The organism is Actinomadura roseirufa (assembly GCF_900659635.1).
Lineage (GTDB): Bacteria > Actinomycetota > Actinomycetes > Streptosporangiales > Streptosporangiaceae > Spirillospora > Spirillospora roseirufa.
In genome coordinates this window covers 26,664-53,144 of the sequence record NZ_CAACVB010000028.1, presented here as the reverse complement: position 1 = coordinate 53,144, position 26,481 = coordinate 26,664, and the positions used below count along the sequence as shown (strand labels likewise).

Genomic DNA, 26,481 nt, shown 5'->3' with positions numbered 1-26,481 from the left:
CGGACGAGGCGGGGGCCCGCCACGGCAGCCTCAGCCGCGACCGGGACAGCCGCGGCCGGGTCAGCAGCGCCCCGGGCCGCAACGGCCGGGCCAGCCGGGCGCCCCGGTTCCTCAGGGTGTGCCGGGTCAGCACGGTGCTCCAGGACACGGTGCTCCGGGACACGGCGTTCCCGGACAGGGCGTTCCCGGACAGGGCGTTCCCGGCCGGCACGGCGCTCCGGGGGTTCCCGGCGCCGGACGGCGCGGAGCCCCCACGGGGGTGCGGCAGGGCCCCGGCGGGCCGGGCGGTCCCGGTGACCGGGGCGGTCCGGGTGGGCCCGGCGGCCCGGGTGGTCCGGGCGACGGCGGCCGGGGACGGCGCGGCAAGAAGGGCAAGAAGCCGAGGACCGGCTGGCGGCGGTACGTGCCGTCCTGGAAGATCGTGCTGGCCGTCCTGACGGTGCTGACCCTCGGCGTCGCGGTCACCCTGTTCGTGGTGTACCAGAACACCCCGGTCCCGACCGAGGCGCAGACGGACGCCCAGAAGGAGGAGACGGTCATCTCCTTCAGCGATGGCACGCCGCTGGCCCGGATCGGCATGCACCGCGAGAGCGTCCCGCTGACCAAAGTCCCCAAGCACGTGCAGGACGCCGTGCTGGCGGCGGAGGACCGCGGTTTCTGGACCGAGCCCGGCATCTCGCCGTCGGGTGTCGGCCGGGCGCTGGTGAAGACCGCGACCGGCGGTGACGTCGAGGGCGGTTCGACGATCACCCAGCAGCTCGCCCGGAACTACTTCCAGGGGCTCAGCCAGGAGCGGACCATCAGCCGTAAGCTCAAGGAGATCATGATCTCCATGAGGATCCCGGAGAAGTACGACAAGGCGAAGGTCCTCGAGCTCTACCTCAACACCGTCTACTTCGGGCGCCAGTCGTACGGGATCCAGGCCGCCTCCCGGGCCTACTTCCACAAGTCCATCGACAAGGTCAACGTCGCGGAGGCGGCCGTGCTGGCCGCGATGATCCAGCGGCCGAACTACTTCGTCCTCTTCGGCAGTGCGAACAACCCCGCCAAGAAGGCCCTCCTGTTCCGCTGGAACTACGTCCTCGACGGACTGGTCAAGATGAAGAAGCTCGACCAGGGCGAACGCGCGAAGATCACGTTCCCCACCTCGATCCAGAAGATTTGGAGCGACGTCAAGGGCGGATCGCAGACCGGTTACCTTGAGGCGCGCGTCAAGGCGGAGCTGAGGAAACTCGGCGTCGACGACTACGAGACCGGTGGCCTGAAGATCAAGACCACCTTCGACCGGAAGCTCCAGGACTACACCGCGACGGCCGTCGAGCAGATCAAGCGGGAGCACAACCTCGGCAAGGAGATCCACTTCGGGCTCACCGCGATCAACCCGAAGACGGGCGGCGTGGTCGCCGCCTATGGCGGTCCCGCCTTCCAGAAGCAGCAGTTCGACGACTCCTTCCAGGGCGCCGTGCAGCCGGGCTCGTCCTTCAAGCCGATCGTGCTGGCCACCGCGCTGGCCCAGAACTACAGCCTGCAGACCACGATGGACGGCAGCTACCGCCGCGTCATCAACGGGACGGCGTTCACCAACGACAGCCAGGCTGAGAACGGCGTCTTCAACCTGAAGCAGATGACGGCCCAGTCGATCAACACCGCCTACGTCGACCTCGGCCAGAAGGTCGGGCTCGACAAGGTGGCGGACATGGCCGTCCAGATGGGGATCCCGGAGAACACACCGAACCTGAAGGGCGGCTTCACGAGCCTCCCGCTCGGTGTCATCGACGCCACGTCGCTGACGATGGCCTCGGTGTACACGACGTTCGCCGCCGAGGGAAAGCACCGCGAGTCGCACGTCATCGAGAGCATCACCGACAAGTTCGGTCACCCCTACAAGAAGAACGGCAAGGTCTTCAAGCTGCCCGGGACCAAGGCCAGCACCGTCTTCAGCGAGGGCGTCGCCCGGGACGCCACGTCCGCGATGCAGGCGGTGGTCACCGAGGGGACCGGTAAGTTCGCGAGCCTCGGTGCCCGCCCGGTCGCCGGCAAGACCGGAACCACCGACCAGAACAAGTCGGCGTGGTTCGTCGGCTACACGCCCGAACTGACGACGTCGGTCGCGATGTGGCGGCAGAAGGGCGGCCAGCGCCTGTCGCTGAAGGGCGTCGGCGGATACAACCAGATCTACGGTGGTACGGTGCCGGCCAAGCTGTTCAAGCTCTTCATGCTGAAGGCGCTGGACGGCAAGGACATCACGCAGTTCGGCCCGCCCGCGAACGGCGGCACCATCGCGCCGTGGGCCGTGCCGAAGGAGACGCCCAAGCCGACCGTCAGCCCGACCGTGTCGCCCTCGCCGACGATGTGCCCGCCGGACCAGAAGCGCGAGGGCGACGAGTGCGTGCCTAAGACGGCCGATCCCACGCCCACGACGACGCAGCCGAGTTCGACGCCGGCGAAGGTGCCGTGCAACCAGGCCAACCTGCCTCTCGGCTGTGACCCGGAGAAGCCGCCGAGCGAGCCGCCGCCGCAGTGGTGGTGCATGAGGGGAGACCACATGGAGACCCACCCCTCGTGCCGCCAAGGCCCAGGCGGACCGAACGGCAACTGACCGGACGCGGAACGACCTTCGGAGGGTGAAAGGCCCGGAACCCCGCACGTGGGTTCCGGGCCTTCCCCTTTGCTCACCGTCCGCGCACGGGACGGATGACCAATAGTCTGCCTTCCATGTCGCCGTCTTCTGAGAGGCTCGATGTGCCCGCCGCCGGTCCGGGTGACGACACCGCGGACGGTCGCGGACGGCCGGCACGCCTGTCCCTCGTCCTCGCGGGGGTCACCGCACTGATGTGCTCGCTGGGCTGGCTGCAGAAGCAGCCGTGCGCGGACGTGCGGTTCGACTTCGTCCAGACGACGACCCGGGCCTGTTACACCGACATCTACCCGCTCTACTACGTGCGGGGGTTGAACGACGGGAAGGTCCCCTACTTCGACTCGTTCACCGGCGCGGGCGTGCGCTACGTCGAGTACCCGGTTCTCAGTGGCGCCTTCATGCAGGTGGTCGCGTGGATCGTCCGGCCGTTCGGCGTGGACGAGCGCGGTCTCGCCTTCTACGACGTCACCGTCCTGCTGCTCGCGCTCCTGGCGATCGTGGCGGTGCTCGCGACGGCGTACGCGGCGGGCCGGCGGTCGCTGCGCACCGGGCTGATGGTGGCGCTGTCCCCCGCGCTCCTGCTCACGGCCTACATCAACTGGGATCTGCTCGCGGTGGCGCTCGGGGCGCTGGCCGTGGCCGCGTGGTCGCGCCGCCGCCCGGCGCTGGCGGGCGCGATGCTCGGGCTGGCGATCGCCGCGAAGTTCTATCCGCTGCTGTTCCTCGGGCCGCTCGTCCTGCTGTGCGTCCGCGCCGGGCAGTGGCGGGCCATGGGACGGCTGCTCGCGGGCACCGCGGGCGCGTGGCTCCTCGTCAACGTGCCGGTGATGCTGTTCGCCTGGGACGGCTGGAAGGAGTTCTACACCTTCAGCCAGAAACGCGGCATCGACTGGGGATCCATCTTCTTCTTCCTCCAGGACCACGGCCTGTCGGGACTGGACGACACCGAGCGCCTCAACCTGTTCGGTACCGGTGCGTTCCTGGTCCTCGCGGCGGGCGTCGCCGTGCTGGCGCTCGCCGCGCCGCGGCGGCCGCGGCTGCCGCAGCTGATGTTCCTCGTGCTGGTCGCGTTCATGCTGCCGAACAAGGTCTGGTCGCCGCAGTACGTGCTGTGGCTGCTGCCGGTCGCGGTGCTGGCGCGGCCGAAGCTGCCGGCGTTCGTCCTCTGGCAGCTGGGCGAGATCGCCTACTTCTTCGGCATCTGGTGGTTCCTGCTGACGGTGTCGAACTCGACGGAGGGCGCCGGATTCGCCGGCACGGTGTCGACGTTGACGCACTTGGACGTCCCGAACGAGGGGATCGGCCACGACGTCTACTACGGCGCGCTCCTCGCACGCTTCGGGACCGTCCTGATCCTCGCGCTGCTGGTGGTGTTGGACATCCTCCGGCCGTCGGGCGATCCCGTCCGGTCGGACGGGGTGGACGACCCGGCGGGCGGCGTCCTCGACGGCGCCGCGGACGTGGTGTCGCCGCGTCGGCGGCGTGCTCCGCGGCACGCCGCCGTCTCCACGGCCTGACCGGGGGACGGCGGCGTTCCTCGCGCTCCGGTCAGGCGCGCCGCAGCGACTCGATGAGCCACTCGAAGACCGGTGCCATCGGCGGCCAGGGAGTCCACCCGTTGATGACCGCCAGCAGCCGCCAGTAGCGCTCGGCGCGCGGGTCGCCGCCGATCTCCAGCCGGACCAGCAGGTCGCGGCGGAAGTCCGGGCCGTCCTGCGCGCCGAGGTCGGCCGCGTACGCGCCGGCCAGCTCGTCCACGACGGGTCGTGCCGCCGCGGATCCGGGCGCGACGCCCGCCGCTATCGCGGCCTCCACCTTCTCCCGGGTGAGGGTGACGAGGTCCATCGATCCGCTCGGGACGGCGCCCTTCGCCGCCTCTCGCGCCTGGAACTCCGCCATCCGCCGCACCGCGGCCCGGAAGCCGGGGTCGCCGACCAGCTCGGCGAGCTCCACCCAGGCGTCGACCTGCTCCGGCTCGGGGTCGTCGGGCAGGTCCGGCAGCGTGGAGCGCATCTTCGCCTCGAAGGCGGGGTCGGTCTCCAACCCGGCGAACGAGGCGTCGATGAAGTCGGTGATGATCCGCCGGCGCTCCGCGGCCGACAGCGTGGCGAGCTTGTGCACGATCTCCATCTCCTTCGGGTCCGATCCACGTTCGGCGATCGCCCGCAGCACGGCCCGGTGCAGCCGGAGCGTGCGGATCCGCGCGTCCAGCGCCGCGGCGTGCGCTCGCGCGACCTCGCCGACGGTGATCTCGCTGGCCAGCACGCGCTGGACGGTCGCGAGGTCGACGCCGAGGTCGCGCAGAGTACGGACCAGGACGAGGCGCGCGGCCGCGTCCGGGTCGTACAGCCGGTATCCCGCCGGGGTCCGGCTCGCGGGCGGCACCACCCCGGCGTCGGAGTAGAACCGGATCGTGCGGACCGGCAGCCCGGTCAGCTTCGCCAGTTCCCCGATCGTGTACAGGGGGTCGCCGTTCATGTCCCCAACCTTGGGGCCTCCAGTGGGTGGAGGCTCAAGCCCGAAAAGAGCGCGTACGGAAGGACCGTACGCGCTCTCTCTTTCAGGGACGGATCAGGCCCGCGGGCCTGACGCCAGTCAGTCGGTGCTGGCGGCCGGGTCGGCCACGGTGGGCGTGGTGCCCTCGCGGCGGGCGCGCCGGACGTCCTCGACGAACTCGCGGGAGAACATCGCCGACAGGGTCGCGACGCCGCCGCGGTGGACGCGGATCTCACCGCGCCGGATCTCGCCGGTGATGCGGATCGTGCGGCCGTCGCCGTTCTGGCCGGTCCAGTCCTTCACGCGGCCGCGGCCGGTGTAACGGATGTCGAAGTGGTCGATCCGGGCGTCCTGGTCCACCAGCAGCTTGACCATCGAGTGGTCGATGTCGACGTCGACGACGATCTCGCCCTCGGGGATCCGTGGCGAGCGCAGGTCGATGACGACCATGCCGCGCCGGGCGCGCACCTTGACGGCGCGGGACTCCGTCCAGTTGCCGAGCTTCTTGACGGTGCTGTAGTGGGCGTGGACGCGGGCGGGGGACGCGGTGGGCAGGTCGTTCGTCTCGGTGGTGGACACGGAGGCGGACGCGGTGCCGGGCGTGGAGTTCATCTCAGTCTTCCTTTCGGAATCGGGCAACTACCTCGCTCGGAGAGTTGCTCATTTCCAGAGCCTCTCTCTACAAGAGAGATTAAGTCAGGGGGCAGACAGTGTCAAGGCGACGTGGTACGAGCCGGGTCACTTCGCTGGAGGGAGTGCCGATCGAGGCGCGGCGGCGGTCGAGGACGCGCGTGCGGGGGTGCGGCAGGACGCGTCAGGGGCGCGGGCGCAGAGGTGAGAGCGGCGTGATCAGAGCCGGGTCATCCCGCGTGGCGGAGCCGCGATGGGCGCAAGCGAGACTGCGCGTCGCCTGCGGGCGCGACGTGAGGCGGGGAGCAACGCACCAGAGTGGAGAAGACACGGGCGCGCGGAAATGGAGGGCGCACCTGTGGCGCGGGGCCGAGCCCGGCTTCAGGAGGCCGGGCGGCGCGGCGGCGGGGCGGCCTGTTCCGGAGGGCGATGTCGGGCGGTCGGAGCACCTCCACCCGGGACGGTCTCAGCGTCGGGAGTGGAGGTGGCGGGTATCTCCCCGGTCCGCCAGAGGGGTGGAGGGTCAGTACGTGCTGCCGCCGCTGCCGCCGACGAGCGCGGCCCACAGCCCGATGTAGAAGATCCAGATGAGCACCCAGATCACGGTCATGATGTAGCCGAGGATGAGGCCGGCGGCGGCCATGCCCGAGCCGCCCTCGCCCGTCCGCCTGATCTGGGACTGCGCGATGTGACCGAAGATGATCGCCAGCACCGAGGTGAACCCGCAGGCGAACAGACCGAGGATGCCGAGCACCATCGACGCGGTCGCCATGCCGTTGTTCGGGCGGACGACCGGGGCCGGGGGGCCGTAGTAGTGGTGCTGGACCGGAGGCTGCTGCGCGTAGGGCTGGCCGGCGTACGGGTCCTGCGATCCGTAACCGTAGGGGTCGTAGGGGGGCTGTGCCATGGGCTTCCCGATCGGTTCGCGCGCCCGCCGCCGGAGACATCGCGCGTGCGCTGAGGGGCTGGATTCCGGATTATGCCAGTGTGAGGTGACCTGGAGGCCGGCTCGCCATGCCGGTTCTCCGCGCTGTTAGATGCGCGGTTCCGTCCCCCGGTTCCCCGATCGCGCGGAACCGTCCGGGCCCGTTTGGATCAGTCCAGGTTCGCGCGGAGCCAGGTGATGTCGTCGGCCTGCCCGGCGGCGGGCGTCTCCACCACGACGGGCGCCCCCGCGGCCCGGACCACGGTCAGGATCAGGTCGGTGTCGATGCTGCCGGAGCCGAGATTGGCGTGCCGGTCGGCGCCCGACCCGAACGCGTCCCTGCTGTCGTTGCAGTGGACGAGGTCGATGCGGCCGGTGATGGCCTTGACGCGGTCGACGGCGTCGATGAGCTCCTCGCCCGCCGCGTGCGCGTGGCAGGTGTCGAGGCAGAAGCCCAGCTTCGACTCCAGGCCCGGCACGCCGGACAGCACCTCCCACAGCCGTGCGATCCGGTCGAACTTCCGCGCCATCGCGTTCCCGCCGCCCGCGGTGTTCTCGATGTACACCGGGATCGGGCACTCGATGCGCTCGAACACCTTGCGCCAGTTCTCGAAGCCCGTCTCGGGGTCGTCGTCCTTCAGTACGTGCCCGCCGTGCACGATGAGCGCCTTGGCGCCGATCGACGCCGCCGCCTCGAGCTGCTGGGTCAGGTTCTTGCGGCTCGGGATGCGGATCCGGTTATTGGACGTCGCCACGTTGATCGTGTACGGCGCGTGCACATAGACGTCCACGCCGGAGCCGTCGAGCGCCTCGACGCCCTCGGGCAGGACGGGCTTCTTCCAGCCCTGCGGGTCGCCCAGGAAGAACTGGACGACGTCGGCGCCCACGGCGCGCGCGTTGCCGAGCGGGTCGGCCTGGTCGACGTGGGCTCCGATGCGCATGCCAACGAGGGTAGCCGCGGCGTCCGACACCACGTCCCGCGGATCGCCGAATCAGGCCGTGCCCGTCGTCATCGTCCCTGGAACGGGCAGAGAATCGACATGCGGCCGGGGCCGATGCCGCGACCGGCCCGGAGACCCGGCGGGCCGGTCAGAGCCCGAAGCCGCCGTGCCGGAGCGCGAAGGCGCCGCCGATGAAGGCGGTGACCATCCCGATGACGTTGAGCCAGCGCTCGTTGGTCGTCGCGGAGATCAGCTGGGAGTACAGCGCCAGCGGCAGCCCGATGACGGCGGCGAGGGCGCCGAAGAAGTGGGTCGCCGGGACGGAGCCGAGGATCAGGGCCCCGACCCCTATCGTGATGGCGGCCACCGCGAGCGCGTTCTCCAGCGGATGGCGTTCGGCCTGGGCGTCGACGCCGACGGCGGCGCGTCCGCCCCCGGCCACCTCCTCCGGCATGGCAGACCTCCTCGGTCGGCCCGCCCGCGCCCCGGCCGCGGAACGGGGATGAATCCTGCGCGTAAAGAGATTCCCTGCCCGAGCATTGATCAACCGGTGCGGGGACGCGGAAAATGTCGGCCGCACCCGGTACCGTCGAACATGGTTTCGAGGACGCCGGGTCTCGGGGCCGTCCCCGTGGGGAAGCGGGGAGAGCGGGAGGTGCACCACGGTGAGTGCGGCGGCGCGGGAAGGGCGAGCGGAGGCGGGGCGATGAGGCAGAGCGAACTGGCGGTCATCGGCGACGTGGAGCTCGTCGAGGAACTATCCATGCTGACGACCCAGACCGCGAGGATGCGCGCCCGCATGGCCGACATCATGGCGGAACTGGAGCGGCGGCGATGCGCCAAGACCGTCCATACCGGCGCCCGCCGCTAGGGCGTCCGGCGGGCGGTCGCGGGACGGCCGCGGCGTGATCGCCGGGCGGTCGCGCGGCGACGGCGGGCGGAACCGGCTCGTGCGCTGCCGGTAGTTGGTAGCCTGTATCGGTCTCGCGGCAGGTCCGCCCGGCGATCCGGGCCGGCGCCGCCGCGGGGGACGCGACAACCCTCCTGTCACGGAGAGACCGTGACCGCATCAGTCCAGAGGAGGTAGGGACACAGCATGCGTCGTTACGAACTCATGGCGATCCTCGACCCCGCCATCGACGAGCGCACCGCCGGTACCGCGCTCGACCCGTTCCTGAAGGTCGTCAAGGACGGCGGCGGCAGCGTGGAGAAGGTCGACGTCTGGGGCCGCAGGCGCCTGGCGTACGACATCCAGAAGAAGTCCGAAGGCATCTACGCGGTGGTCGACCTGTCGGCTGAGCCTGCCACGGTCAAGGAGCTCGACCGTCAGCTCAACCTGAGCGAGTCGATCCTCCGCACCAAGGTCATCCGCCCCGAGGTCCACTGAGCCGGGCTCAGTCCTCACACCAGCCGGAGCGAGCCCCATGGCAGGCGACACCGTAATCACGATCGTCGGGAACCTCGTCGAGGACCCGAATCTGCGTTTCACCCCGAGCGGCCAGGCGGTCGCCTCGTTCCGCATCGCCTCGACCCCGCGGTCCTTCGACCGCCAGTCGGGCGAGTGGAAGGACGGCGAGTCGCTGTTCCTGACCTGCAACGTCTGGCGGCAGGCCGCCGAGAACGTGGCCGAGAGCCTGCAGCGCGGCATGCGGGTCATCGTGCAGGGCAGGCTCAAGCAGCGCTCGTACGAGACCCGCGAGGGTGAGAAGCGCACCGTCTTCGAGGTCGAGGTCGACGAGGTCGGCCCCTCGCTGAAGAGCGCCACCGCGAAGGTCAACAAGACCCAGCGGCAGGGCGGCGGCGGTGGCGGCGGCTTCGGCGGCGGCCAGGGCGGCGGCGGTTTCGGCGGTGGCGGCGGCCAGCAGGGCGGCGGTTTCGGCGGCGGCCAGCAGCAGGGCGGCGGCGGCTTCGGCGGTGGCCAGCAGGGCGGCGGCGCTCCCGCCGACGACCCCTGGGCCACCGGCGGCGGCGGCGGTGGCGGCGGGGGCGGGTTCTCCGACGACCCGCCGTTCTAGCCGACCGCACTGCACGATCCACATATCCACACGTCCATTCCCGCGTGAGCGGGGCTCTCGTTAAGGAGCACCACGATGGCGAAGCCACCTCCCCGCAAGCCCAAGAAGAAGGTTTGCGTTTTCTGCCAGGAGAAGATCTCCTACGTCGACTACAAGGACACCGGCCTGCTGCGGAAGTTCATCTCCGACCGCGGCAAGATCCGGGCCCGGCGGGTGACCGGCAACTGCACCCAGCACCAGCGGGACGTCGCGACGGCGATCAAGAACGCCCGCGAGATGGCGCTGCTGCCGTACACCAGCACCGCGCGCTGAGGCGGGAGGACAGATCATGAAGCTCATCCTGACCCAGCAGGTCTCCGGCCTCGGCGAGCCCGGTGACATCATCGAGGTCCGCGACGGCTACGGCCGCAACTACCTCGTCCCCCGCGGGTTCGCCATCAAGTGGACCCGGGGCGCCGAGAAGGAGATCGACTCCATCAAGAAGGCGCGTTCGGCTCGCGAGATCGCGACCGTCGAGCACGCCAAGGAGGTCGCCGGCCGGCTGCAGGCGCTGCGCGTGACGCTGCGCACCCGCACCGGCAGCAACGGCCGCCTGTTCGGCGCGGTCACCGCCGCCGACATCGCCGAGGCGGTCAAGGCCGCCGACGGTCCCGACCTGGACCGCCGCCGCATCGAGATCGGCAACCCGATCAAGACCGTCGGCACCCACCGGGTCAGCGTCCGCCTGCACAGCGACGTCAACGCCACGATCGACGTCAACGTCGTCGAGGCCTGACGCGTTCACTCGAACGACCCTCGTGTACCGGGTTCGGTACACGAGGGTCGTTTGGGTTTCATGTGAAACGTCCCTGAACCGCCCTGGGCTTGGGTGATCGGCGGAGTGACCGCTACGTTCCGTGCTGAGATCATCGCGGGACGAGGGGGGAACGCTGTTGATCGCGGATTCGGAGGACGGCGCGGCCGGCCGGGCACGCGACGGCGTGCCGCTGACGCGCCGGTCGGTCATCGGCGGGGCGGTCGGGGCGGGCCTGATGGCGATCGGTGGTCCCGGCGGCACGCGGGCGATGGCGGCCGATGTGCACGGCGGTGTGCACGGCGGTGGTGTGCACGGTGGTGTGCACGGTGGTGTGCACGGTGGTGATGTGAACGTCGGTGAGCACGGCGGCGGTGAGCTCGACGCGCACGCGGCGGGCGACCCGGTGAGCCTGGTCACCGCGGACGGCCCGCGCGTGTACACGCGCGCCGAGTGGAACGCCCGTCCGCCGAGACGGCCCTCGACCGTCCTCAGACGCCCGCCGGACCGGATCATCGTCCACCACACGGACACGGCCAACTCCGACGACCGCTCGCTTGAGCACGCCTTCGCGCTGTCGAGGTTCATCCAGGACTTCCACATGGGCAGACGGGGCTGGGACGACACCGGCCAGCAGTTGACCATCAGCCGCGGCGGCGTCGTGATGGAGGGCCGCAACCAGTCGCTGAAGGCCATCCGGACGGGCCGTCTCGTCAAGGGCGCGCAGGTGCTGTCGCACAACCAGCACACGCTCGGCATCGAGAACGAGGGTTCGTACATGACCAGGGAGGTTCCCGGCGCGCTGTGGGACTCCCTGGTCGAGGTGTGCGCGTGGCTCTGCGTCGAGTACGACCTCGACCCGGCCGACGCGATCGCCGGGCACCGCGACTTCAACAACACGGCCTGCCCGGGGGACGTCCTGTACGCGCGGCTGCCGGAGCTGCGCCGGTCGGTGGCCGAGCGGCTGGACGGGGCGTCCAAGGGCGAGCCGGTCAAGCCGCGCCCGAAGCCCAGGCAGGAGCCCGAGGACGACGACCTGCCGTCCTTCCCGCTGATCGACGACTTCGGCTGAGGCGCCCTCCCGTCAGCTCTCGGGGGTGGTGTAGCGGGTGCGCCGGCGGGCGATCTCCGGGTCGATGCGCTCCACCAGCGACCAGATGCCCGCGACGCGTTCCACCAGGGTCTCCGGAGGCAGGCCGGCCAGGCCCTCGGCCGCCAGGTCGTCGATCGCCTGGGTCAGCCGCGCCATCCGCTCGCCATGGGTGGAACACATGTTCGAATAGTAGCGAGTGGGGCGGCCGGTGCGGGTGCGGTTCCCCGATTTTCGCCCGGACGGTTCTCAGCACGCCCACCGCCATGATGTGATCATGAACATGAGCGCACAGGACACCATCGAGCTCGCAGGTCACGGTCTCGTCCTGCGGGAGTGGCGGGACGACGAGCTCGAGGCGATGGTGGCGGTGTTCGACGATCCCGCCATGGCCTACTGGACGCCGATGGCCACCCCGTTCGACCTGGAGGCCGCCCGCGCCCACCTCGAACGCGTCCGGCGCCGCCGCGCGCTGGGCGAGCGGCTCCACCTCGTGATCACGACGGACGGGGAGCAGCCCAAGGGCGAGGTCATGCTGAACAAGCTGACCGGGACCATCGGCTACGGAGTGGGGCCGGCCTACCGCGGGCAGCGCCTGGCCTACCGGGCGGTCCTGCTGATGACGGAGTACGCCCACCAGGTGGAGGGGCTGGCCCAGGTGAGCTTGGAGATCGAGCCGGAGAACGGGGCGAGCACGGCGGTGGCGCGCGCCGCCGGGTACCGGCTCAGTGACAAGAAGCCCCAGACCGTCGTGGAGAAGGGCCGCCCCACCTCGCTCCTGACCTGGGTCCACGACGCCTGATCCTCGAAGCCCGGCCCGCGGCCCGTGTCGTGGGCGGCCGGCCTCGGTCTAGCGGACGGCGCCCGTCACCATCCACCGATCCCCCCGGGCGCGAAGCCCGAGGGTGAGCATCCGCGTCAGCATCCACAACCCGATCGCCGTCCATAGCCCGACCAGCCCGGCCTCCGCCCGGTACAGCACGACGGCCGCCGGCAGGAAGACGGCCGTCGCCACGAACGTGGTCGCCGCCAGGTACGCGCCGTCCCCCGCGCCGATGAGGATCCCGTCCAGGACGAACACCACGCCCGCCACCGGCTGGAGCACCGCGACCACGAGGAGGGTCGCGAGCAGCAGATGCCGGACGTCCCCGTCCGAGGTGAACAGGGCCGGCAACCAGGGGCGCACCGCGAGGATCCCCAGCCCGAACACCACCCCGCAGGCCACGCCCCACCCGACCATGCGCCGCGTCACGGCCCGCGTCTCCACGAGGTCCGCCGCGCCGAGATGGCGGCCGGTGATGGCCTGCCCGGCGATCGCGATCGCGTCCAGGGCGAACGCCAGCAGCGCCCACACCTGGAACCCGACCTGGTACGCGGCGATCTCCGTGTTCCCCATGCGCGCCGCGATGGACGTCCCCGCGATCAGGACGACCCGCAGCGCCGCCGTCCGCGCCAGCAGCCCGGCGCCCGCCGTCGCCGCCGTCCGCAGCCCCGCCACGTCCGGCCCCACCGGTGCCCCGTGCCGCCGCGCCGCGCGCAGCATCACCGTCGCGTACACCGCCGCACTGCCCGTCTGCGCGAGCACGGTGCCCCACGCCGACCCCGCGATCCCGCCGTCCAGCACGAGCACGAACAGCACGTTGAGCAGCAGGTTCACCGAGAACGCGGCGACCGAGACCAGCAGCGGCGTGCGGGTGTCCTGGAGCCCGCGCAGCACGCCCGTCCCGGCGAGCACGAGCAGCATCGAGGGGATTCCGGCCAGGCTCACCCGCAGGTACGTCTCGGCGAACGGAGCCACCTCGGGGGACGCGCCGAACGCCGCCACGATCAGCGGGACCAGCGGCCACCCCACCGCGACCAGCACCGCGCCGATCGCCAGCGCGAGCCACATGCCGTCGACGCCCTGCCGGAGCGCCGCCGGCACGTCCCCGGCGCCGACCCGCCGGGCGACGCCCGCCGTCGTCCCGTACGCCAGGAAGACGCACAGGTAGACCAGCGTGCTGAGCGCCTGCCCGGCGACGCCGAGCCCGCCGAGCTGCGCGGTGCCGAGGTGCCCCACGATCGCGCTGTCGGACAGCAGGAACAGCGGCTCGGCGACGAGCGCGCCGAAGGCCGGGACGGCGAGCCGGAGGATCTCGCGGTCCCGGGCGGTCGCGAACCGCAGGGATGTTCCACTCATGTCGGACACACCCTAGCAGCCGGTAACTCTCCTAATTTTTTCACCCATTACATCGGCGGGATCGGCCGACTTTCTTCCAACCACAGCCGGTGGACGACGTTCGCCCAGCTCACAGCGTTGTCCACCGACCCGTCCGCGCGTTGTCCCCAGAGTTGTCCACAGGTCGTGCACAACCAAACCGCCTGTCTGCACAGGCCCTTCCACACCGTCGTCCACAGATCACTTTGCCCGGGACGGCGCGGGCTCGGGAGAATGTCCGACGCCTCAGGTAAACGTGGGATGGACGACCGGCGGTGGGGCGGACGGGGCGCCGGCGGCCGGGATGAAGGGGGTGCGAAGGTGAGCGTCACCGAGCTCGGACCGCATGAGCAGGAGTTCGAACGCACGCCTCCGCACGACATCACCGCCGAACAGGGCGTCCTCGGCGGCATGCTGCTCTCCCAGGACGCCATCGCCGAGGTCATCGAGGTGCTGCGCACCCACGACTTCTACCGGCCCGCGCACCAGATCATCTACGACACCATCCTCGACCTGTACGGCCGCGGCGACCCGGCCGACGCCGTGACCATCTCCGGTGAGCTGACCAAGAACGGCGAGATCGGCCGCATCGGCGGCGCCCCGTACCTGCACACCCTGATCTCCTCGGTGCCCACGGCCGCGAACGCCGGCTACTACGCAAAGATCGTTCATGAGCGGTCGGTGCTCCGCAAGCTCGTCGAGACCGGCACCCGCATCGTCCAGATGGGCTACGCCGCCGACGGCGCCGACGCCGACGAGGTCCTGGACCGCGCCCAGGCCGAGGTCTTCGCGATCGCGGAGAAGCGGGCCGGCGAGGACTACGTCCCGCTCAGCGAGATCATGCCCGGCGCCCTGGACGAGATCGAGGCGATCGGCAGCCGCGGCGGCCAGATGGTCGGCTGCCCCACCGGCTTCGCCGACCTCGACGCCCTCACCAACGGCCTGCACCCCGGCCAGATGATCGTCGTCGCGGCCCGTCCCGCGATGGGCAAGGCGCTGTCCCTGGACACGCCCCTGCCCACCCCCACCGGCTGGACCACGATGGGCGAGGTCTCCCCCGGCGACGAGCTGCTCGGCGCCGACGGCCGCCCCACCCGCGTCGTCGCCGCGACCGAGGTCATGCGCGGCCGCCCCTGCTACGAGGTCGAGTTCTCCGACGGCGAGGTGATCGTCGCCGACGCCGGGCACCAGTGGCGCACCACCCGCGCCCCGGCCCGTCCGGCACGCCCGGCGGCCGTGGCGGTCCGCGCGGCCACGGCGCGCTCCGTCCGGACGACCGAGCAGATCGCCGCGACCCTGCACGACGGTGGCCGTCCCGCCCACACCGTCGAGACCGCCGCGCCCTTCCACCTGCCCGACGCCGCCCTGCCGATCGACCCCTACGTGCTCGGGGCGTGGCTCGCGACCGGCGACGCCACCGGCCTCACCTGCCTCGACCGCGAGGTCCTGGACGCGATCGAGGCGGCCGGCCAGCCGGTCGGCCCGCACGCCGTCCCAGGCCGTTTCACGCTCCCGGGCCTCCCGGAGCGGCTCGCCGAACTGGGCCTGGACCCGGGCAAGCACGTCCCGGCCCCCTACCTGCGGGCCTCCGTGGCCCAGCGGGAGGCGTTGCTCGCCGGGATGCTCGACACGGGCGGATACATCACCGGGTCCGGCCGGGTCAGGCTCGCCCTCGTCCACGAGCCCCTCGCGGAGGGCGTCCACGAACTGGCCCTCAGCCTCGGCCACCACGCCACCCGAGCCTCCCGGCCGGGAGCCGTCCACGAGATCGAGGTCACCCCCGCCTCCTGCGTCTTCCGGCTGCCGCGCAAGGCGGCCCGGCACCGGGTGCGGCCGGGCGACGCCCGCGCGATCGTGGACGTCCGGCCGGTCGAGAGCGTGCCGGTCCGCTGCGTCCAGGTCGACAACGGCGACCACATGTACCTGGCGGGGCGCGGCTGCGTCCCGACGCACAACTCCACCCTCGCCCTCGACTTCGCCCGCGCCGCGTCCATCAAGCACGGTTTGACCTCGGCGTTCTTCAGCCTGGAGATGGGCCGCAACGAGATCACGATGCGGCTGCTGTCCGCCGAGGCCCGGGTGGCCCTGCACGCGATGCGCTCCGGCACCATGCAGGACGAGGACTGGACGCGCCTGGCCCGCCGGATGAGCGAGGTCGCCGAGGCCCCGCTGTTCATCGACGACTCCCCGAACATGTCGATGATGGAGATCCGCGCCAAGTGCCGCCGCCTGAAGCAGCAGCACGACCTGCGCCTGGTCATCATCGACTATCTGCAGCTGATGACGTCCGGTAAGCGCGTGGAGAGCCGTCAGGTCGAGGTCTCGGAGTTCTCCCGTTCGCTGAAGCTTCTCGCGAAGGAACTGGGCGTCCCCGTCATCGCCCTCTCCCAGCTCAACCGAGGTCCCGAGCAGCGCACCGACAAGAAGCCCATGGTCTCCGACCTCCGCGAGTCGGGCTGTGTGACGGCCTCCACCCGGATCATGCGGGCCGACACCAACGAGGAGATCACCGTTGCCGAGCTGATCGCGAGCGGTGCGCGCGACGTTCCGGTGTGGGCGCTCGACGAGCGGCTGAAGTACGTGCCGCGCACGATGACGCACGCGTTCTCGAGCGGACGCAAGGAGGTCTTCCGCGTCACGCTGGCCTCCGGCAAGGAGATCGAGGCCACCGCCAACCACCCCTTCCTCACCTACGGGGGCTGGACCGCCCTGGGCGACCTCGGCCCGGGGGCGCGCATCGCCGCGTCCAGGCACGTTCCGCCGCCGCTGTCCCCGGACGCGTGGCCTGAGGAACGCGTGGTCATGCTGGCGCACCTGATCGGCGACGGCTCGTTCGTGCGGCGGCAGCCCATCCGGTACGCCGGTGAGGACGAGGCGTGCCTGGAGGCCGTCACGGGTGCGGCCCGGCACTTCGGCATCACCGCGATCAGGGACGACCACGACGCGGCCCCGGTCACGACACTGCGACTGCCCGCCCCGCATCACCTGGCGCGTGGCCGCCGCAATCCGATCGCCGAGTGGCTCGACGGCCTCGGGCTGTACGGCCTGCGCTCACACGAGAAGTTCGTCCCGGCGCCGGTGTTCCGGCTGCCGAAGGAGCAGGTGGCGTTGTTCCTGAGGCACCTCTGGGCGACGGACGGCTGCGTGCGCTGGAACGCCGAGTCCGGGCAGTGCCACGTCTACTACGCCTCCACCAGCCGGCGACTCGTCGACGACGTGTCCCGTCTGCTGCTTCGTTTCGGCATTCCCTCGCGCATCAAGACCGTGAAGAAGGGCGACTATCGTCCCGGCTACCAGCTCCATCTGTACGGAGCGGAGAACCAGCTCGCCTTCTTTGAGAGCGTACGAGTTCATGGAGCGAGGGGCGGCATCGCCGCGGTCGCCGCCGAGAGGCTTCGGGACGTGCGCTCGAACACCAACCGCGACACGGTTCCCCATGAGGTCTGGGACGACGTTCGCACGATCCTGGCGGATCGGCGGATGACCCATCGGCAGTTCGCGGACGCGATGGGAACACAGTTCTGTGGCAGCGACCTTGGGAAGCGGTCACCCGGCCGCGAGCGCCTCGGCCGGGTCGCGACCGTCCTGGACAGTGCGGAGCTTCAACTCCTGGCGACCAACGACGTCTTCTGGGACGAGGTCGTCTCCATTGAGAGCATCGGCGAGCAGGAGGTCTACGACGCCACGGTCCTGGGCCTGCACAACTTCGTGGCCAATGGAATCTCCATCCACAACAGCATTGAGCAGGACGCGGACATGGTGATTCTGCTGCATCGCGAGGACGCGTACGAGAAGGAGTCGCCCCGCGCGGGCGAGGCCGACCTGATCGTGGCCAAGCACCGTAACGGCCCCACAGCCACCGTCACCGTCGCCTTCCAGGGCCACTACAGCCGATTTGTCGACATGGCGCAGTAGCCGACGCTGTGTAGCTTCACAAGATCCGGCATATGAACACCGCATTCCGGCTCTCCTGCCGGACGCACAACCCGATTTCCCAGCGACCGGTCGGCAGTTGACCAGAGTCGCCACCACCGTCGGCCAGGCCCCTCCCATCCGCCTCGCTCCCCGCACGCCTAGTGCCGCCGAGCATCTGGCGCCCCGTCGCCGACCTCCTGCCCTGGCGTACCAGCCAGGACACCATGGCGTTCCGGACAGCGATGGCGATGCCTGTGGTCCACACTGGCACCTACACCTAGTGGGAGGCCGTCGCCACGCGGGTCGGGCTGCGTCGTCGCCAATGGCTCGACCAGCAGGACACCCAGCGGTTTGGAAAGGGCGCTCTCCAACGAGTGGAAGCCCGTACTGCCAACCCGCTGCTGGGAAGACCGAGGCCAACGGAGAACGGCACGGTTTCCACCGGTGCGGTCGGTTGCCCGGCGGGGTCGAACTCGACCGGGTGCAGCTTGTCTAAATGCACCCCGCTGAGCTGGGCGGACAGTTCACAGGGAACGAGTCGCGCCCAGCCCCCTTTCAGGAGCGGTGCATCGGTGAGACATTGGTGATCTACGAGCGTCCAGGGACCACACCGGAGGCGGGGAAGATGGCCGGCGAGCCACTATACGGAGATCCTCGGGATTATCTGGGAAAGGTCGACCCGCGATACATGCGGCCCATGCCCGGGGCCCCTGCCGAACCTGTCGGGCCGGTCCTCGTTCTTCTCGGGGGGCGGCGGCACACGCTCTACCACCGGATACACGATTGCAGGGCACTGAAGGCCGACCGGGATCTCGCGCAGCGATTCGGGCAGGACGACACTGTTCACACCGTGACGCGCGATCTGATCCGCACCCGCGACGACGTGGTCGGATGCCCGGTCTGCCTGCATACCGAGAGCGATCTGTCGAAGTTCACCGCCTGCTCGGGAAAGTTCCCGACCGATCTGCGTGAGGCCCTGATCCTGCTCTGGCGAAAGGACCGTGAAGGTCGCTGGCACGCCGTCGTGATGACGGGGCGGCTCTCTAGTCTCGCCGTGGAAGTCCTGCCGGCCGAGCAACTGGAGCCCTTGGTCGGCTAGGGAGATGTGGAGCAGACGGCGATGAGTCGCCCCGAGAAGGGACCTGACATCAGCGAGCACCGTAGCGGGCTCGCCGCCGCCGTTACCGTCGTCGTTCGGAGCCAATGCAGTCGATTTGTCGACATGGACCGGTAGGGGTGGACGCGAGGGTCACTTTGCGAAGCCGTGGAGGAGGGCCTTGACCATCGCGGACGGGTCGGGCTGCGGGATCTCGATGAGGGCGCGGTAGACGGTCAGGGCGACGACCATGTCCGACAGCAGCCACAGGTCGGCGTCGGGCGACAGTTCGCCGCGCTCGATGGCGCGGTCGAAGATCGACCAGTCGCGCCTGCGCTTGTCGCGCATGGCGGTGCGGATGACCTCGGCGACCCCGGCGTCCCTGCCGGCCTCCCCGAAGATCTCCCTGGTCGCCCGGGTGAACTCGGGTGACTCCAGGCCCGCGACGGTCTGGGTGACGATCACGAGCAGGTCGCCTTCGAGTGAGCCGGTGTCGGGGGTCTCCGGGACCTGGGCGTCGAGCGCCAGGGCGAGCGCGTCGAGGAGCATGTCGCGCTTGGTGGCGTAGCGGCGGAAGACGCTCGCCCTGCTCACCCCGGCCGCGGCGGCGGCCTCGTCCATGGTGAAGGACGTCCCCTTGGTGACCAGCAGGGTCACCGCCGCCTCTCTGATCCGCGCGTCGATGGTGGGGTCGGGCTTGCGTCCGCGTGGCTTCATTGTGATACTCCAGATATCAGAAACTGTGAGTCTCAAAAAGAGGAAAGAACATGAGGGTACTCATCGTCGGCGGTGGCGTCGCGGGACTGGCGGCGGCACGCGGGCTGACGGCGGCGGGGCACGACGTCCATGTCTACGAGGCGGCATCGGAACTGCGGACCGAGGGCGGCTCGGTCACGCTTTGGCCGGGGGCGTCCGGCATCCTCCGCGAGTTCGGCGTCGATCTCGCCGGCGCGGGCCGCCGGCTGGAGGCGTTGGAGACCTGGACGGTGAAGGGGCGCAAGCGCGGCACGGTCGACCTGAACGCGGTGAAGAGCCGGTTCGGGGGCTTGGACGCCCTGCACATCGCCAGGCGCGAACTGGTCGAGCGCCTCGCCGACGGGGTACCCGTCCGGTACGGCCGGCGGATCGTCGCGGTCGACACCGAACACGCGGAGATCACCCTCGCCGACGGGAGCACGGTCCGCGGCGACCTGCTGATCGGTGCCGACGGCCGCAACTCCGTCGTCAGGGAGGCCCTGTGGGGTGAGGACCCCGGCGAGCTCAACGGATGGGTCACCTGGCAGGCGTTCACCACGCTGCCGTCCGACTTCACGAACTCCGGGCGCTCCATGATGGTCTCCAACGGCCGCTCGCTCGGCAGCATCGCCTCGGCGGGGCACGGGAAGGCGCTGTGGTGGTTCGACCTGCGCGCCAAGCCGGGCAGTAAGTTCTGGGGGGACGCGCCGGACGTGATGACGGCGCTGCGCGAGCGGTTCGGCCACTGGCCGGACCCCTTCCCCAGGGTGCTCGAACACGCCCAAACCGCCCTCTTCTACCCCCACTACGGTCACCGCGTGCGGTCCACGTGGGGCAAGGGCCCCACCACGCTCCTGGGCGACGCGGCGCACACGATGTCCCCCGCGATGGCGATGGGCACCTGCCAGGCGTTGGAGGACGCCTGGGTGCTGAGCCGCTCGGCCGACGACCCGCGCGGCTACGAACGCTCCCGATCGAAGATCGCGCGCATGGTCGCCAAGATGGCGAACAGAGAGATTCCCAGCCGGTTGGGATCGGTGTCGGCCGTCATGCCGGACGGGATGTCCACCAAGTCCACTATCTCCTGGCTCCGCAAGGCCAGCGGCTACCTGCGGGACGAGGCGTGGCTCACGGCGGCCCCGGCGGAGTCCGCGCCGGCCGACGCGCGCTGATCGCAAGCCGACGGTCAGAAAGAGCCCGTCCTCACTGCCTGGTCGTATGCGTCGGGCGGACCACGATGACCACCCGGCGGTCGGCGTCGCCCAGCGGGGCCTCGTACGACAGGTCATAGCGCCTCGCGAGGACGTCGAAGAAGTCCCCGGCCGGGTCCGGCTCGATCCGCTCGACCACGCCGCGGATCTCCAGGTACCGGTAGGGCTGCTCGGGGTCGGTGACCGAGATCGATACCCGCGGTTCGGCCACCACGTTCTTGTGCTTGCGCCGGTCGGTCGTGGTGGTGAAGCGCAGGAACTCGCCGTCCCAGACGGTCCAGACGGGCTGGACGTGCGGCGCCCCGTCCGGGCCGATGGTCGCCAGGTGGACGAAGAGAGGACGAGTGAGCAGGTCGGCGTGGCTTTCAGGAATCATGAAGAGGACGCTATCGCCCCGTCGAGCGCACACCACCGCACCGACCGGCGCGACCTAGGCGTCCCGGCACAGGTCCCGAATTTCGGGGAGCCGCCGGAAGCCCGCCGACTCGTAGGTGGCGATGGCGCCGACATTGGAGCTCGGGGTGTAGACGATCGCGCTTGAGGAGCCCAGTTCCCGCAGCGCGGCCGCCGCGGCGAGGACGATCGCCGTGCCGTAGCCGTGACCACGCCGTTCGCGACGCACGCCCAGTGGTTCGAGCAACCCGGGCTTGTCCGGACCGGCCGACCACACCGTCGTCGCCGCCACCGCGTCGCCCCGGTCGTCGTAGGCGACCAGGCACCGGGCGTCGGCGTACGGCGATCCGGCCGCCATCGCGTGCCAGTGCTCCTCGGTGAACGTCGACCCATCGAACGAGGCCCGCTGTACCGCGGCCCGCACGTGTGCCTGCTCCGGCCCGATCACCTCGATCCGCATGCCCGTGTCCTTCACCGGCCCGGTGAGGTCGCGGCGCAGCGGCGCCCATGGCTCACCGGCCTTCCAGCCGTCCTCCAACAGCAGGTCGTGGACCAGCGCGCCCCTCGGCGCCTCGACGCACACCTTCCCCTCTGCCAGTACGCCGCGCTCCGGCCCGGTCACGTCCTCGACCAGATGCCGCGCCAGCTCCCGGTCCCGCCGGGCGTCCGGCGCGACCGTCAGCCGCAGCAACCTCAGCTCGGGGTCGTCCAGCAGCCCGACGGCGAGAATCCGTCCGTCCCGGCTCCAGGTCCGGACCGCCGCGGCCGTCGTCTCCGCACCGAACCGCCAGAACCAGCCCAGGTCCCCCGGATGCAGTTGCCACGGCGCCCCGTCGTCCTGCCACTCCCGCAGCACGTCCACAACCCCGCTCAGCCGGTCGGCTCCCGGCTCGCCCAGCACAATCGCCATACCGCGATCACACACCGCCGCGCCGACCGTCCGCACCGGGTTTTCGCCCCCAGCCGCCGGCAGAACGTGCCACCTGTCGAGGTCGCAGGTGGTGCTCTAGGCCGCGAGCAGGCCCAACCGCCCCGGGACCGTGCGGAGAGCCAGCTCAGACGGAAGGAGGCGTATGTCCGCACGACGATCGGTGACCACGGGGCGCCGGCGGCCGTTGTGGAATCTCATGCTCTGTATCCTTCCGGCGCGCTCGGGCCGATCACCAATCTGCGCCTGATGTGTCTTATCGCCTGGTCAGAGCGGGTGCGGTGAGCGAAGGGCTGGAAGTGGCCGTTTCCTCGGTGCGTGGGCGGTCCCGGCCCGTTCTGGCTACGCGGCATCTCGTCGGGCAGATATGGCGGGAACTGCCCGGCAGTGCGCGGGGGCTTGCCGCGGCTCGGGAGTTTCAGGCACTCGTGTCGGGTGCGTGACCGCTGCCTTTTGTGGTGCGTAGGAGAACGGCGAGGCCGCGGATAGGGCGGCGCCTTGGTGCCTGATAGGGGCCGGGCCTTCTTGAGGAGCGTCCCGGCGGCCGGGGTGAGGCTCGTCGGCCGGTCGTCCGCCTGGGGCTTGGCGGGGTGGGAGCGTGAAGGCGGGGGGCGGCGGGTGTCCCTGGTGGGAGCTTAACGGCTTGCCGGGCGGCCGATGAGGGATGATCAGGTTTTTCAGTTTCGCGATCGACTTCGCAACATTCTGGACGCGCTGAGAAATGCCTGGTCACAGCGGTTTTCTCGGGTGGCGGTGCCGCGTTTCGAGTGATGGCCGTTCAGAATGAATTGAAATTTCAAGTGCAGCTTGACATGTGGTGGGCGGTGGTTCGCCGAAGTACGGTGCTGCCACACGTCGCCTTTGTCGCACGACTCGTCACTGCGAGTTGATGTGTTATGGCGCGTGCTCCGCAACCCCGACATGCCGCCGGGAGCTCCCCTCGCTGATCGGCGGCGAAAGGTGGACAACGGTGAACCGTGGAACGCACGTCAAACGCGTGGCCACCCCACTGCTGAGTGCCGCGGCACTGATCACGCTCCCCGCGTTCGGGACCGTTCCCGCAAGCGCCCAGGCACGGCCGGCAGAGCCCCTCCGGCTCGCTCAGTCCGCTCAGACAATGGTCGCCGACCAGCTCACGTCACGGCTCGGCGACCAGCAGGCAGGGTCGTACGTCGACGGCAAGGGCGACCTCGTCGTCAACGTCACCGGCACCGCCGCCGCCCGGCAGGTGAAGGACGCCGGTCTCAAGGCACGCGTCGTCAAGTTCGGCATCAGGCCGCTGAACGCGTCGAAGGGAACGCTCGATCGCCTCGCGGGCACCAAGGGCACGACCGGGCTCGCCTGGGGCGTCGACGTCATCTCCAACGCCGTCGTCGTCAGCGTGCCCAAGAACGACAACGACGCCGCCACGAACGCTTTCGTCAAGCGCGCCCGCGCGCTCGGCGCGACCGTTCAGATCAAGCGGGTGCCGGCGGCGCCGCGGCTGGTCCTCGGTCCCGGTGAGGCCATCTACACCGGCGGTTCCCGGTGCTCGGTGTCCGCCATCGGCGTCAAGGGCGGGCAGGAGTACGTCGTCACCGCCGGGCACTGCACGAACATCGGCTCCACCTGGACGGCCGCCGGCGGTGGGACCGTCGGCACCCGGGCGGCGAGCAGCTTCCCCGGCAACGACTACGGAACGATCCGCAAGACCGGTTCGGTGGCCCTGAGCAACGCCAACCTCACCCAGGTGGGGCGTCCCGCGGCGGGCAGCCAGATCACCAAGAAGGGCTCCACGACCGGGACGACCACCGGCACCATCCGCGGCTACGGGCGGACGGTGAACTACCAGGAGGGCTCGGTCTCGGATCTGATCGAGACCACCGCGTGCGTGCAGCCCGGTGACAGCGGCGGTTCGCTGCAGACCGGCAGCACCGCCGTGGGCATCACCTCCGGCGGGACGACGGGAAGCTGCCGTAGCGGCTTCCAGTCCTACTTCCAGCCGCTGGACGAGGCGCTTCAGTCCCAGGGACTCACGCTGAAGCGGTGACGTCGGCCTGTGGGGCTCCCGGTGCGTCCGGGAGCCCCTTCAGGTGGTGGCCTCGCGGACGGCGGGGACGATTTCCTCGGCCCAGCGGCTCAGGGCCACATCGGGAGGGGTGTCTTGTGTGGGGAAGAGGACGAAGCCGGAGGCGCCGTGGTCCAGGACGGCCGTCGTGAGCTCCTCGACCCACTGGCCGACGGAGCCGCCCGTCCAGCGGCCGTCGCCGTCGCGGGTGGCCCGGACGGGTGCCTCGGTGATCCTGCCGGGGATGTTGTAGATCGTGGCGATGTCGGCGGGATCGCGGCCGGCCGCCGCGGCGGCCTCGTCGATGATCGGACGGGACGTGCGGTAGCGGGGGCTGAGCCAGTCGGCGGCGTGGCCGGGGATCCAGCCGTCGGCCAGGCGCCCGGTGACGGCGAGCGACTTGGGGCCCACGGAGCCGGTCCAGATCGGGGGCGCCGGGACGGCGGCGGGGGCGAGCGCCGAGACGTGCGAGAACTCGCCGTCGAAGGTCACCGGGTCGCCGCCCCCGGACAGGGCCCTGAGAAGGGGGATGGCCTCTTCGAGCGCGCGGACGGCGGCGCCGGGGGACAGGCGGGGTGCGCCCATTTTGGTGATCTCGTCCCAGAGTCCGCCCGCGCCGAGGCCGAGGACGATCCGGCCGCCGGACAGCGCGGACAGGGACGTGACCGTGCGGGCGAGCATGGGCACGGGGCGGGTGGGCAGGTTGGTGACGCTCACGAGGCCGGAGATCCGCTCGGTGCGGCCGAGGACGGCGCCGAGGGCGGCGTAGGCGTCCAGGCGGTCGGGGAAGTAGGGGTGGTCGGAGAAGGTGAGCAGGTCGAGGCCCTGCCGGTCGGCCTGGGCCGCGAGGCGGAGGGTCTGGGGCGCGGCGTCGACGGCGGTGCTGCCGCCGATGCCGAACAGTGCCGAGGTCATGGGTCTCCCCTTCGCTAGTTCGTAGTACGAACTATATGTCGGGTCGAGCGGTGTTCTAACCTGGCCGGGTGGGTGATGCAGCAGATGGGCGGATGGGGGCCGTCACCGCGCTGGTGCGGTCCTCGTTCCTGGTGAGCGCCGTGTACGCGGAATCGGCGCGGGAGTACGGGCTGACGCCGCAGCAGGGACAGCTCCTCTGCGTCCTGATGCCGCAGCCGTACGGGATGGGCGAGCTCGGCGGGATGCTCGGGCTGGCGAAGTCGAGCCTGACGGGCCTCGTGGACCGGACGGCCCGCAACGGGCTGGTGCGGCGCGAGCCGGACCCGGAGGACGGGCGCGCGGCGCGGGTCGCGCTGACGGCGAAGGGCGGCGCGCTCGTCGAGGAGTTCTACGCCGAGACGTGCCGGCGGGTCGAGGCGCTGTGCGACGGCCTCGGCGAGGGCGAGCGCGACGGGCTGGCGGAGCTGCTCGGACGGGTCGTCATGGACAACAAGGTCCCCGCCGTGTTCATGGAGCTGGACGAGGGCTCGCACACCCGCCCCTGAGTCAGCGCGTCCTGGTGTAGGTCAGGTCGAAGTCGAGAGCCCAGGACGAGCCGTCCTCGGATCGCTCCCAGGAGGCCCGGATCTCCGAGCCGTCGCCGGAGAGGGTCCCGGAGAAGCGCTGGTGGAAGCCCGGCGCCGCGCGCCACATCGTCCACACGCCGCCCGCGAACCCCATCTGGTACAGGCGGGAGACGCCGCGGGAGTCGTGGTAGAGGGCGGTGTAGGCGCCGGACGCGTCGTCCCGGCCGATCATCATCGTGCTGGACGGCACGGGCGCGGGGGCCTCGGAGCGCAGCCGCAGGAAGGCCCCGCCCTCGGCCCGCTCGACGCGGACGCGGCCGCGGGCGGTGGTGAGCATGGGAACCGCGACGTCCCATTCCCCGATGAGGGCGTCGAGGTCGTTCAGGGCCGGGTTCGGCGTCGACTGCTCCATGGGCGTCCTCTCGTGTCATACGGGGAGGTCGAAGACGAGTTCGAGACCGTCCTCCTCGTCCCATTGCTCGCCGGCCTGGGCGAACCCAAACCCCGCGATCGTCGCGAGCGACGCGGCGTTGCCCGGGGCGATGGTGGCGCGGACGACGCGGACGGCGGGATCGGCGGCGGCGCGGTCGATCAGGGCGGCGAGCATCGCCCTGGCGTACCCCCTGCGGCGGTGCGCGGGGTCGACGGAGTAGGCGACGGTGACGGTGCCGTGCTCGTCCGGCGCGGCGTGGAACCCGGCGTGCCCGACGACCTCGCCCCCGGGCTCGGTGACGGCGGCGCGGACGATCCAGGGCGCGTCGCCGGGGCTGCGGACGAGCTGGGCGAGCCGGAACCGCCAGAGCGCCCTGGCCTCGCCGGTGACGAAGTAGGCGGTCATGGGCAGGCCGGTCAGGGCGCGGGCGGTATCGAGATCGCCGTCGCGCAGGGCGGTCATGACGGGGACGGGCAGCTCGGCGAAGCGGAGGTCGGTCATCGGGGCGTCCTCACGG

At 70.7% G+C, this 26,481-nt stretch carries 28 protein-coding genes; 14 read left to right on the top strand and 14 right to left on the bottom strand.

Annotated features, from left to right (window positions below):
* Positions 1 to 211 (bottom strand): hypothetical protein (locus tag E1291_RS41875; protein ID WP_165495032.1); only part of this gene is annotated, 211 nt, incomplete at its 3' end.
* Between the two features lie 48 nt (positions 212 to 259).
* Between E1291_RS41875 and E1291_RS09240 the strand changes: the two genes are divergently transcribed.
* Positions 260 to 2,599, top strand: a complete 2,340-nt coding sequence (locus tag E1291_RS09240; protein WP_278045241.1) for a transglycosylase domain-containing protein — start codon at positions 260 to 262, stop codon at positions 2,597 to 2,599.
* 116 nt (positions 2,600 to 2,715) lie between these two features.
* Positions 2,716 to 4,155: a glycosyltransferase family 87 protein gene (locus E1291_RS09235; RefSeq protein ID WP_131737317.1), complete on the top strand. Its 1,440-nt coding sequence runs from the start codon at positions 2,716 to 2,718 to the stop codon at positions 4,153 to 4,155.
* A 31-nt stretch (positions 4,156 to 4,186) separates the two neighbouring features.
* Here E1291_RS09235 and E1291_RS09230 read toward each other — a convergent pair whose 3' ends face one another.
* From E1291_RS09230 to E1291_RS09210, 5 genes are all read right to left on the bottom strand, one after another.
* Entirely contained in the window at positions 4,187 to 5,116 is a 930-nt protein-coding gene (locus E1291_RS09230; RefSeq protein WP_131737316.1) for a MerR family transcriptional regulator, read from the bottom strand.
* Positions 5,117 to 5,233: 117 nt separating this feature from the next.
* Positions 5,234 to 5,746: a hypothetical protein gene (locus E1291_RS09225; protein ID WP_207400642.1), complete on the bottom strand. Its 513-nt coding sequence runs from the start codon at positions 5,744 to 5,746 to the stop codon at positions 5,234 to 5,236.
* A 541-nt stretch (positions 5,747 to 6,287) separates the two neighbouring features.
* The gene (locus tag E1291_RS09220; protein ID WP_131737315.1) at positions 6,288 to 6,671 is read right to left on the bottom strand and encodes a DUF4190 domain-containing protein; all 384 of its coding nucleotides are present in this window, start codon (positions 6,669 to 6,671) and stop codon (positions 6,288 to 6,290) included.
* Between the two features lie 188 nt (positions 6,672 to 6,859).
* On the bottom strand, positions 6,860 to 7,630 hold the full coding sequence (locus E1291_RS09215) for a deoxyribonuclease IV (protein ID WP_131737314.1): 771 nt from the start codon (positions 7,628 to 7,630) through the stop codon (positions 6,860 to 6,862).
* 148 nt (positions 7,631 to 7,778) lie between these two features.
* Complete coding sequence (locus E1291_RS09210) at positions 7,779 to 8,084, bottom strand: hypothetical protein (protein ID WP_131737313.1); 306 nt, start codon at positions 8,082 to 8,084, stop codon at positions 7,779 to 7,781.
* Between the two features lie 252 nt (positions 8,085 to 8,336).
* Here E1291_RS09210 and E1291_RS41870 point away from each other — a divergent pair, with 252 nt between their 5' ends.
* The 6 genes from E1291_RS41870 (at position 8,337) to E1291_RS09185 (ending at position 11,510) form a co-directional block, all read left to right on the top strand.
* Positions 8,337 to 8,501, top strand: coding sequence for a hypothetical protein (locus E1291_RS41870; RefSeq protein WP_165495031.1), 165 nt, complete (start codon positions 8,337 to 8,339; stop codon positions 8,499 to 8,501).
* Between the two features lie 225 nt (positions 8,502 to 8,726).
* Complete coding sequence (gene rpsF / locus E1291_RS09205; protein ID WP_131737312.1) at positions 8,727 to 9,017, top strand: 30S ribosomal protein S6; 291 nt, start codon at positions 8,727 to 8,729, stop codon at positions 9,015 to 9,017.
* A gap of 37 nt (positions 9,018 to 9,054) precedes the next feature.
* Positions 9,055 to 9,645 carry a single-stranded DNA-binding protein gene (locus E1291_RS09200; RefSeq protein ID WP_131737311.1) on the top strand — a complete coding sequence of 197 codons (591 nt, stop codon included), beginning with the start codon at positions 9,055 to 9,057 and terminating at the stop codon, positions 9,643 to 9,645.
* Positions 9,646 to 9,720: 75 nt separating this feature from the next.
* Positions 9,721 to 9,957: a 30S ribosomal protein S18 gene (gene rpsR, locus E1291_RS09195; RefSeq protein WP_019631633.1), complete on the top strand. Its 237-nt coding sequence runs from the start codon at positions 9,721 to 9,723 to the stop codon at positions 9,955 to 9,957.
* 16 nt (positions 9,958 to 9,973) lie between these two features.
* A complete protein-coding gene (rplI, locus tag E1291_RS09190) occupies positions 9,974 to 10,420 on the top strand; it encodes a 50S ribosomal protein L9 (RefSeq protein WP_131737310.1) in 447 nt (148 codons plus the stop codon).
* A 157-nt stretch (positions 10,421 to 10,577) separates the two neighbouring features.
* On the top strand, positions 10,578 to 11,510 hold the full coding sequence (locus E1291_RS09185) for a peptidoglycan recognition protein family protein (RefSeq protein ID WP_242614038.1): 933 nt from the start codon (positions 10,578 to 10,580) through the stop codon (positions 11,508 to 11,510).
* 12 nt (positions 11,511 to 11,522) lie between these two features.
* Here the strand turns inward: E1291_RS09185 and E1291_RS09180 are convergent, their stop codons facing one another.
* On the bottom strand, positions 11,523 to 11,711 hold the full coding sequence (locus E1291_RS09180; protein WP_131737309.1) for a hypothetical protein: 189 nt from the start codon (positions 11,709 to 11,711) through the stop codon (positions 11,523 to 11,525).
* Between the two features lie 100 nt (positions 11,712 to 11,811).
* Here E1291_RS09180 and E1291_RS09175 point away from each other — a divergent pair, with 100 nt between their 5' ends.
* On the top strand, positions 11,812 to 12,330 hold the full coding sequence (locus E1291_RS09175) for a GNAT family N-acetyltransferase (RefSeq protein ID WP_131737308.1): 519 nt from the start codon (positions 11,812 to 11,814) through the stop codon (positions 12,328 to 12,330).
* Positions 12,331 to 12,378: 48 nt separating this feature from the next.
* On the opposite strand, the gene E1291_RS09170 is transcribed toward E1291_RS09175, so the two are convergent.
* Positions 12,379 to 13,707, bottom strand: coding sequence for an MATE family efflux transporter (locus E1291_RS09170; RefSeq protein WP_131737307.1), 1,329 nt, complete (start codon positions 13,705 to 13,707; stop codon positions 12,379 to 12,381).
* 339 nt (positions 13,708 to 14,046) lie between these two features.
* On the opposite strand from E1291_RS09170, the gene E1291_RS09165 reads away from it, so the two are divergent.
* A complete protein-coding gene (locus E1291_RS09165; protein WP_165495030.1) occupies positions 14,047 to 17,640 on the top strand; it encodes a replicative DNA helicase in 3,594 nt (1,197 codons plus the stop codon).
* 850 nt (positions 17,641 to 18,490) lie between these two features.
* Entirely contained in the window at positions 18,491 to 18,739 is a 249-nt protein-coding gene (locus E1291_RS09160; RefSeq protein WP_131737305.1) for a hypothetical protein, read from the top strand.
* A gap of 150 nt (positions 18,740 to 18,889) precedes the next feature.
* Here the strand turns inward: E1291_RS09160 and E1291_RS09155 are convergent, their stop codons facing one another.
* Positions 18,890 to 19,453, bottom strand: coding sequence for a TetR-like C-terminal domain-containing protein (locus E1291_RS09155; RefSeq protein ID WP_131737304.1), 564 nt, complete (start codon positions 19,451 to 19,453; stop codon positions 18,890 to 18,892).
* Between the two features lie 50 nt (positions 19,454 to 19,503).
* Between E1291_RS09155 and E1291_RS09150 the strand changes: the two genes are divergently transcribed.
* Positions 19,504 to 20,643, top strand: a complete 1,140-nt coding sequence (locus tag E1291_RS09150; RefSeq protein WP_131737303.1) for an FAD-dependent oxidoreductase — start codon at positions 19,504 to 19,506, stop codon at positions 20,641 to 20,643.
* Positions 20,644 to 20,674: 31 nt separating this feature from the next.
* Here the strand turns inward: E1291_RS09150 and E1291_RS09145 are convergent, their stop codons facing one another.
* Both E1291_RS09145 and E1291_RS09140 read right to left on the bottom strand, forming a co-directional pair.
* A complete protein-coding gene (locus E1291_RS09145) occupies positions 20,675 to 21,058 on the bottom strand; it encodes a PPOX class F420-dependent oxidoreductase (protein WP_131737302.1) in 384 nt (127 codons plus the stop codon).
* Between the two features lie 54 nt (positions 21,059 to 21,112).
* On the bottom strand, positions 21,113 to 21,985 hold the full coding sequence (locus tag E1291_RS09140) for a GNAT family N-acetyltransferase (protein WP_131737301.1): 873 nt from the start codon (positions 21,983 to 21,985) through the stop codon (positions 21,113 to 21,115).
* Positions 21,986 to 22,892: 907 nt separating this feature from the next.
* Between E1291_RS09140 and E1291_RS09135 the strand changes: the two genes are divergently transcribed.
* Positions 22,893 to 24,032, top strand: a complete 1,140-nt coding sequence (locus tag E1291_RS09135) for an alpha-lytic protease prodomain-containing protein (protein WP_131737300.1) — start codon at positions 22,893 to 22,895, stop codon at positions 24,030 to 24,032.
* A gap of 39 nt (positions 24,033 to 24,071) precedes the next feature.
* Here E1291_RS09135 and E1291_RS09130 read toward each other — a convergent pair whose 3' ends face one another.
* On the bottom strand, positions 24,072 to 24,965 hold the full coding sequence (locus E1291_RS09130) for an LLM class flavin-dependent oxidoreductase (RefSeq protein ID WP_131737299.1): 894 nt from the start codon (positions 24,963 to 24,965) through the stop codon (positions 24,072 to 24,074).
* A 68-nt stretch (positions 24,966 to 25,033) separates the two neighbouring features.
* Here E1291_RS09130 and E1291_RS09125 point away from each other — a divergent pair, with 68 nt between their 5' ends.
* Positions 25,034 to 25,510: a MarR family winged helix-turn-helix transcriptional regulator gene (locus E1291_RS09125; protein ID WP_242614037.1), complete on the top strand. Its 477-nt coding sequence runs from the start codon at positions 25,034 to 25,036 to the stop codon at positions 25,508 to 25,510.
* A 1-nt stretch (position 25,511) separates the two neighbouring features.
* Here the strand turns inward: E1291_RS09125 and E1291_RS09120 are convergent, their stop codons facing one another.
* Positions 25,512 to 25,943 carry a hypothetical protein gene (locus E1291_RS09120; protein WP_131737298.1) on the bottom strand — a complete coding sequence of 144 codons (432 nt, stop codon included), beginning with the start codon at positions 25,941 to 25,943 and terminating at the stop codon, positions 25,512 to 25,514.
* A 15-nt stretch (positions 25,944 to 25,958) separates the two neighbouring features.
* Positions 25,959 to 26,465 carry a GNAT family N-acetyltransferase gene (locus tag E1291_RS09115; RefSeq protein WP_207400641.1) on the bottom strand — a complete coding sequence of 169 codons (507 nt, stop codon included), beginning with the start codon at positions 26,463 to 26,465 and terminating at the stop codon, positions 25,959 to 25,961.
* Positions 26,466 to 26,481: the final 16 nt, after the last annotated feature.

Coding starts and splice junctions, on each gene's coding strand:
- E1291_RS09230 (WP_131737316.1), bottom strand. CDS start 5,116: ATGAACGGCGACCCCCTGTACACGATCGGGGAACTGGCGAAGCTGACC.
- rpsF (WP_131737312.1), top strand. CDS start 8,727: ATGCGTCGTTACGAACTCATGGCGATCCTCGACCCCGCCATCGACGAG.
- E1291_RS09220 (WP_131737315.1), bottom strand. CDS start 6,671: ATGGCACAGCCCCCCTACGACCCCTACGGTTACGGATCGCAGGACCCG.
- E1291_RS09175 (WP_131737308.1), top strand. CDS start 11,812: ATGAGCGCACAGGACACCATCGAGCTCGCAGGTCACGGTCTCGTCCTG.
- E1291_RS09150 (WP_131737303.1), top strand. CDS start 19,504: ATGAGGGTACTCATCGTCGGCGGTGGCGTCGCGGGACTGGCGGCGGCA.
- E1291_RS09225 (WP_207400642.1), bottom strand. CDS start 5,746: ATGAACTCCACGCCCGGCACCGCGTCCGCCTCCGTGTCCACCACCGAG.
- E1291_RS09130 (WP_131737299.1), bottom strand. CDS start 24,965: ATGACCTCGGCACTGTTCGGCATCGGCGGCAGCACCGCCGTCGACGCC.
- rpsR (WP_019631633.1), top strand. CDS start 9,721: ATGGCGAAGCCACCTCCCCGCAAGCCCAAGAAGAAGGTTTGCGTTTTC.
- E1291_RS09120 (WP_131737298.1), bottom strand. CDS start 25,943: ATGGAGCAGTCGACGCCGAACCCGGCCCTGAACGACCTCGACGCCCTC.
- E1291_RS09170 (WP_131737307.1), bottom strand. CDS start 13,707: ATGAGTGGAACATCCCTGCGGTTCGCGACCGCCCGGGACCGCGAGATC.
- E1291_RS09180 (WP_131737309.1), bottom strand. CDS start 11,711: ATGTGTTCCACCCATGGCGAGCGGATGGCGCGGCTGACCCAGGCGATC.
- rplI (WP_131737310.1), top strand. CDS start 9,974: ATGAAGCTCATCCTGACCCAGCAGGTCTCCGGCCTCGGCGAGCCCGGT.
- E1291_RS09145 (WP_131737302.1), bottom strand. CDS start 21,058: ATGATTCCTGAAAGCCACGCCGACCTGCTCACTCGTCCTCTCTTCGTC.
- E1291_RS09235 (WP_131737317.1), top strand. CDS start 2,716: ATGTCGCCGTCTTCTGAGAGGCTCGATGTGCCCGCCGCCGGTCCGGGT.
- E1291_RS09210 (WP_131737313.1), bottom strand. CDS start 8,084: ATGCCGGAGGAGGTGGCCGGGGGCGGACGCGCCGCCGTCGGCGTCGAC.
- E1291_RS09155 (WP_131737304.1), bottom strand. CDS start 19,453: ATGAAGCCACGCGGACGCAAGCCCGACCCCACCATCGACGCGCGGATC.
- E1291_RS09140 (WP_131737301.1), bottom strand. CDS start 21,985: ATGGCGATTGTGCTGGGCGAGCCGGGAGCCGACCGGCTGAGCGGGGTT.
- E1291_RS09200 (WP_131737311.1), top strand. CDS start 9,055: ATGGCAGGCGACACCGTAATCACGATCGTCGGGAACCTCGTCGAGGAC.
- E1291_RS09135 (WP_131737300.1), top strand. CDS start 22,893: ATGTGTTATGGCGCGTGCTCCGCAACCCCGACATGCCGCCGGGAGCTC.
- E1291_RS09115 (WP_207400641.1), bottom strand. CDS start 26,465: ATGACCGACCTCCGCTTCGCCGAGCTGCCCGTCCCCGTCATGACCGCC.
- E1291_RS41870 (WP_165495031.1), top strand. CDS start 8,337: ATGAGGCAGAGCGAACTGGCGGTCATCGGCGACGTGGAGCTCGTCGAG.
- E1291_RS09215 (WP_131737314.1), bottom strand. CDS start 7,630: ATGCGCATCGGAGCCCACGTCGACCAGGCCGACCCGCTCGGCAACGCG.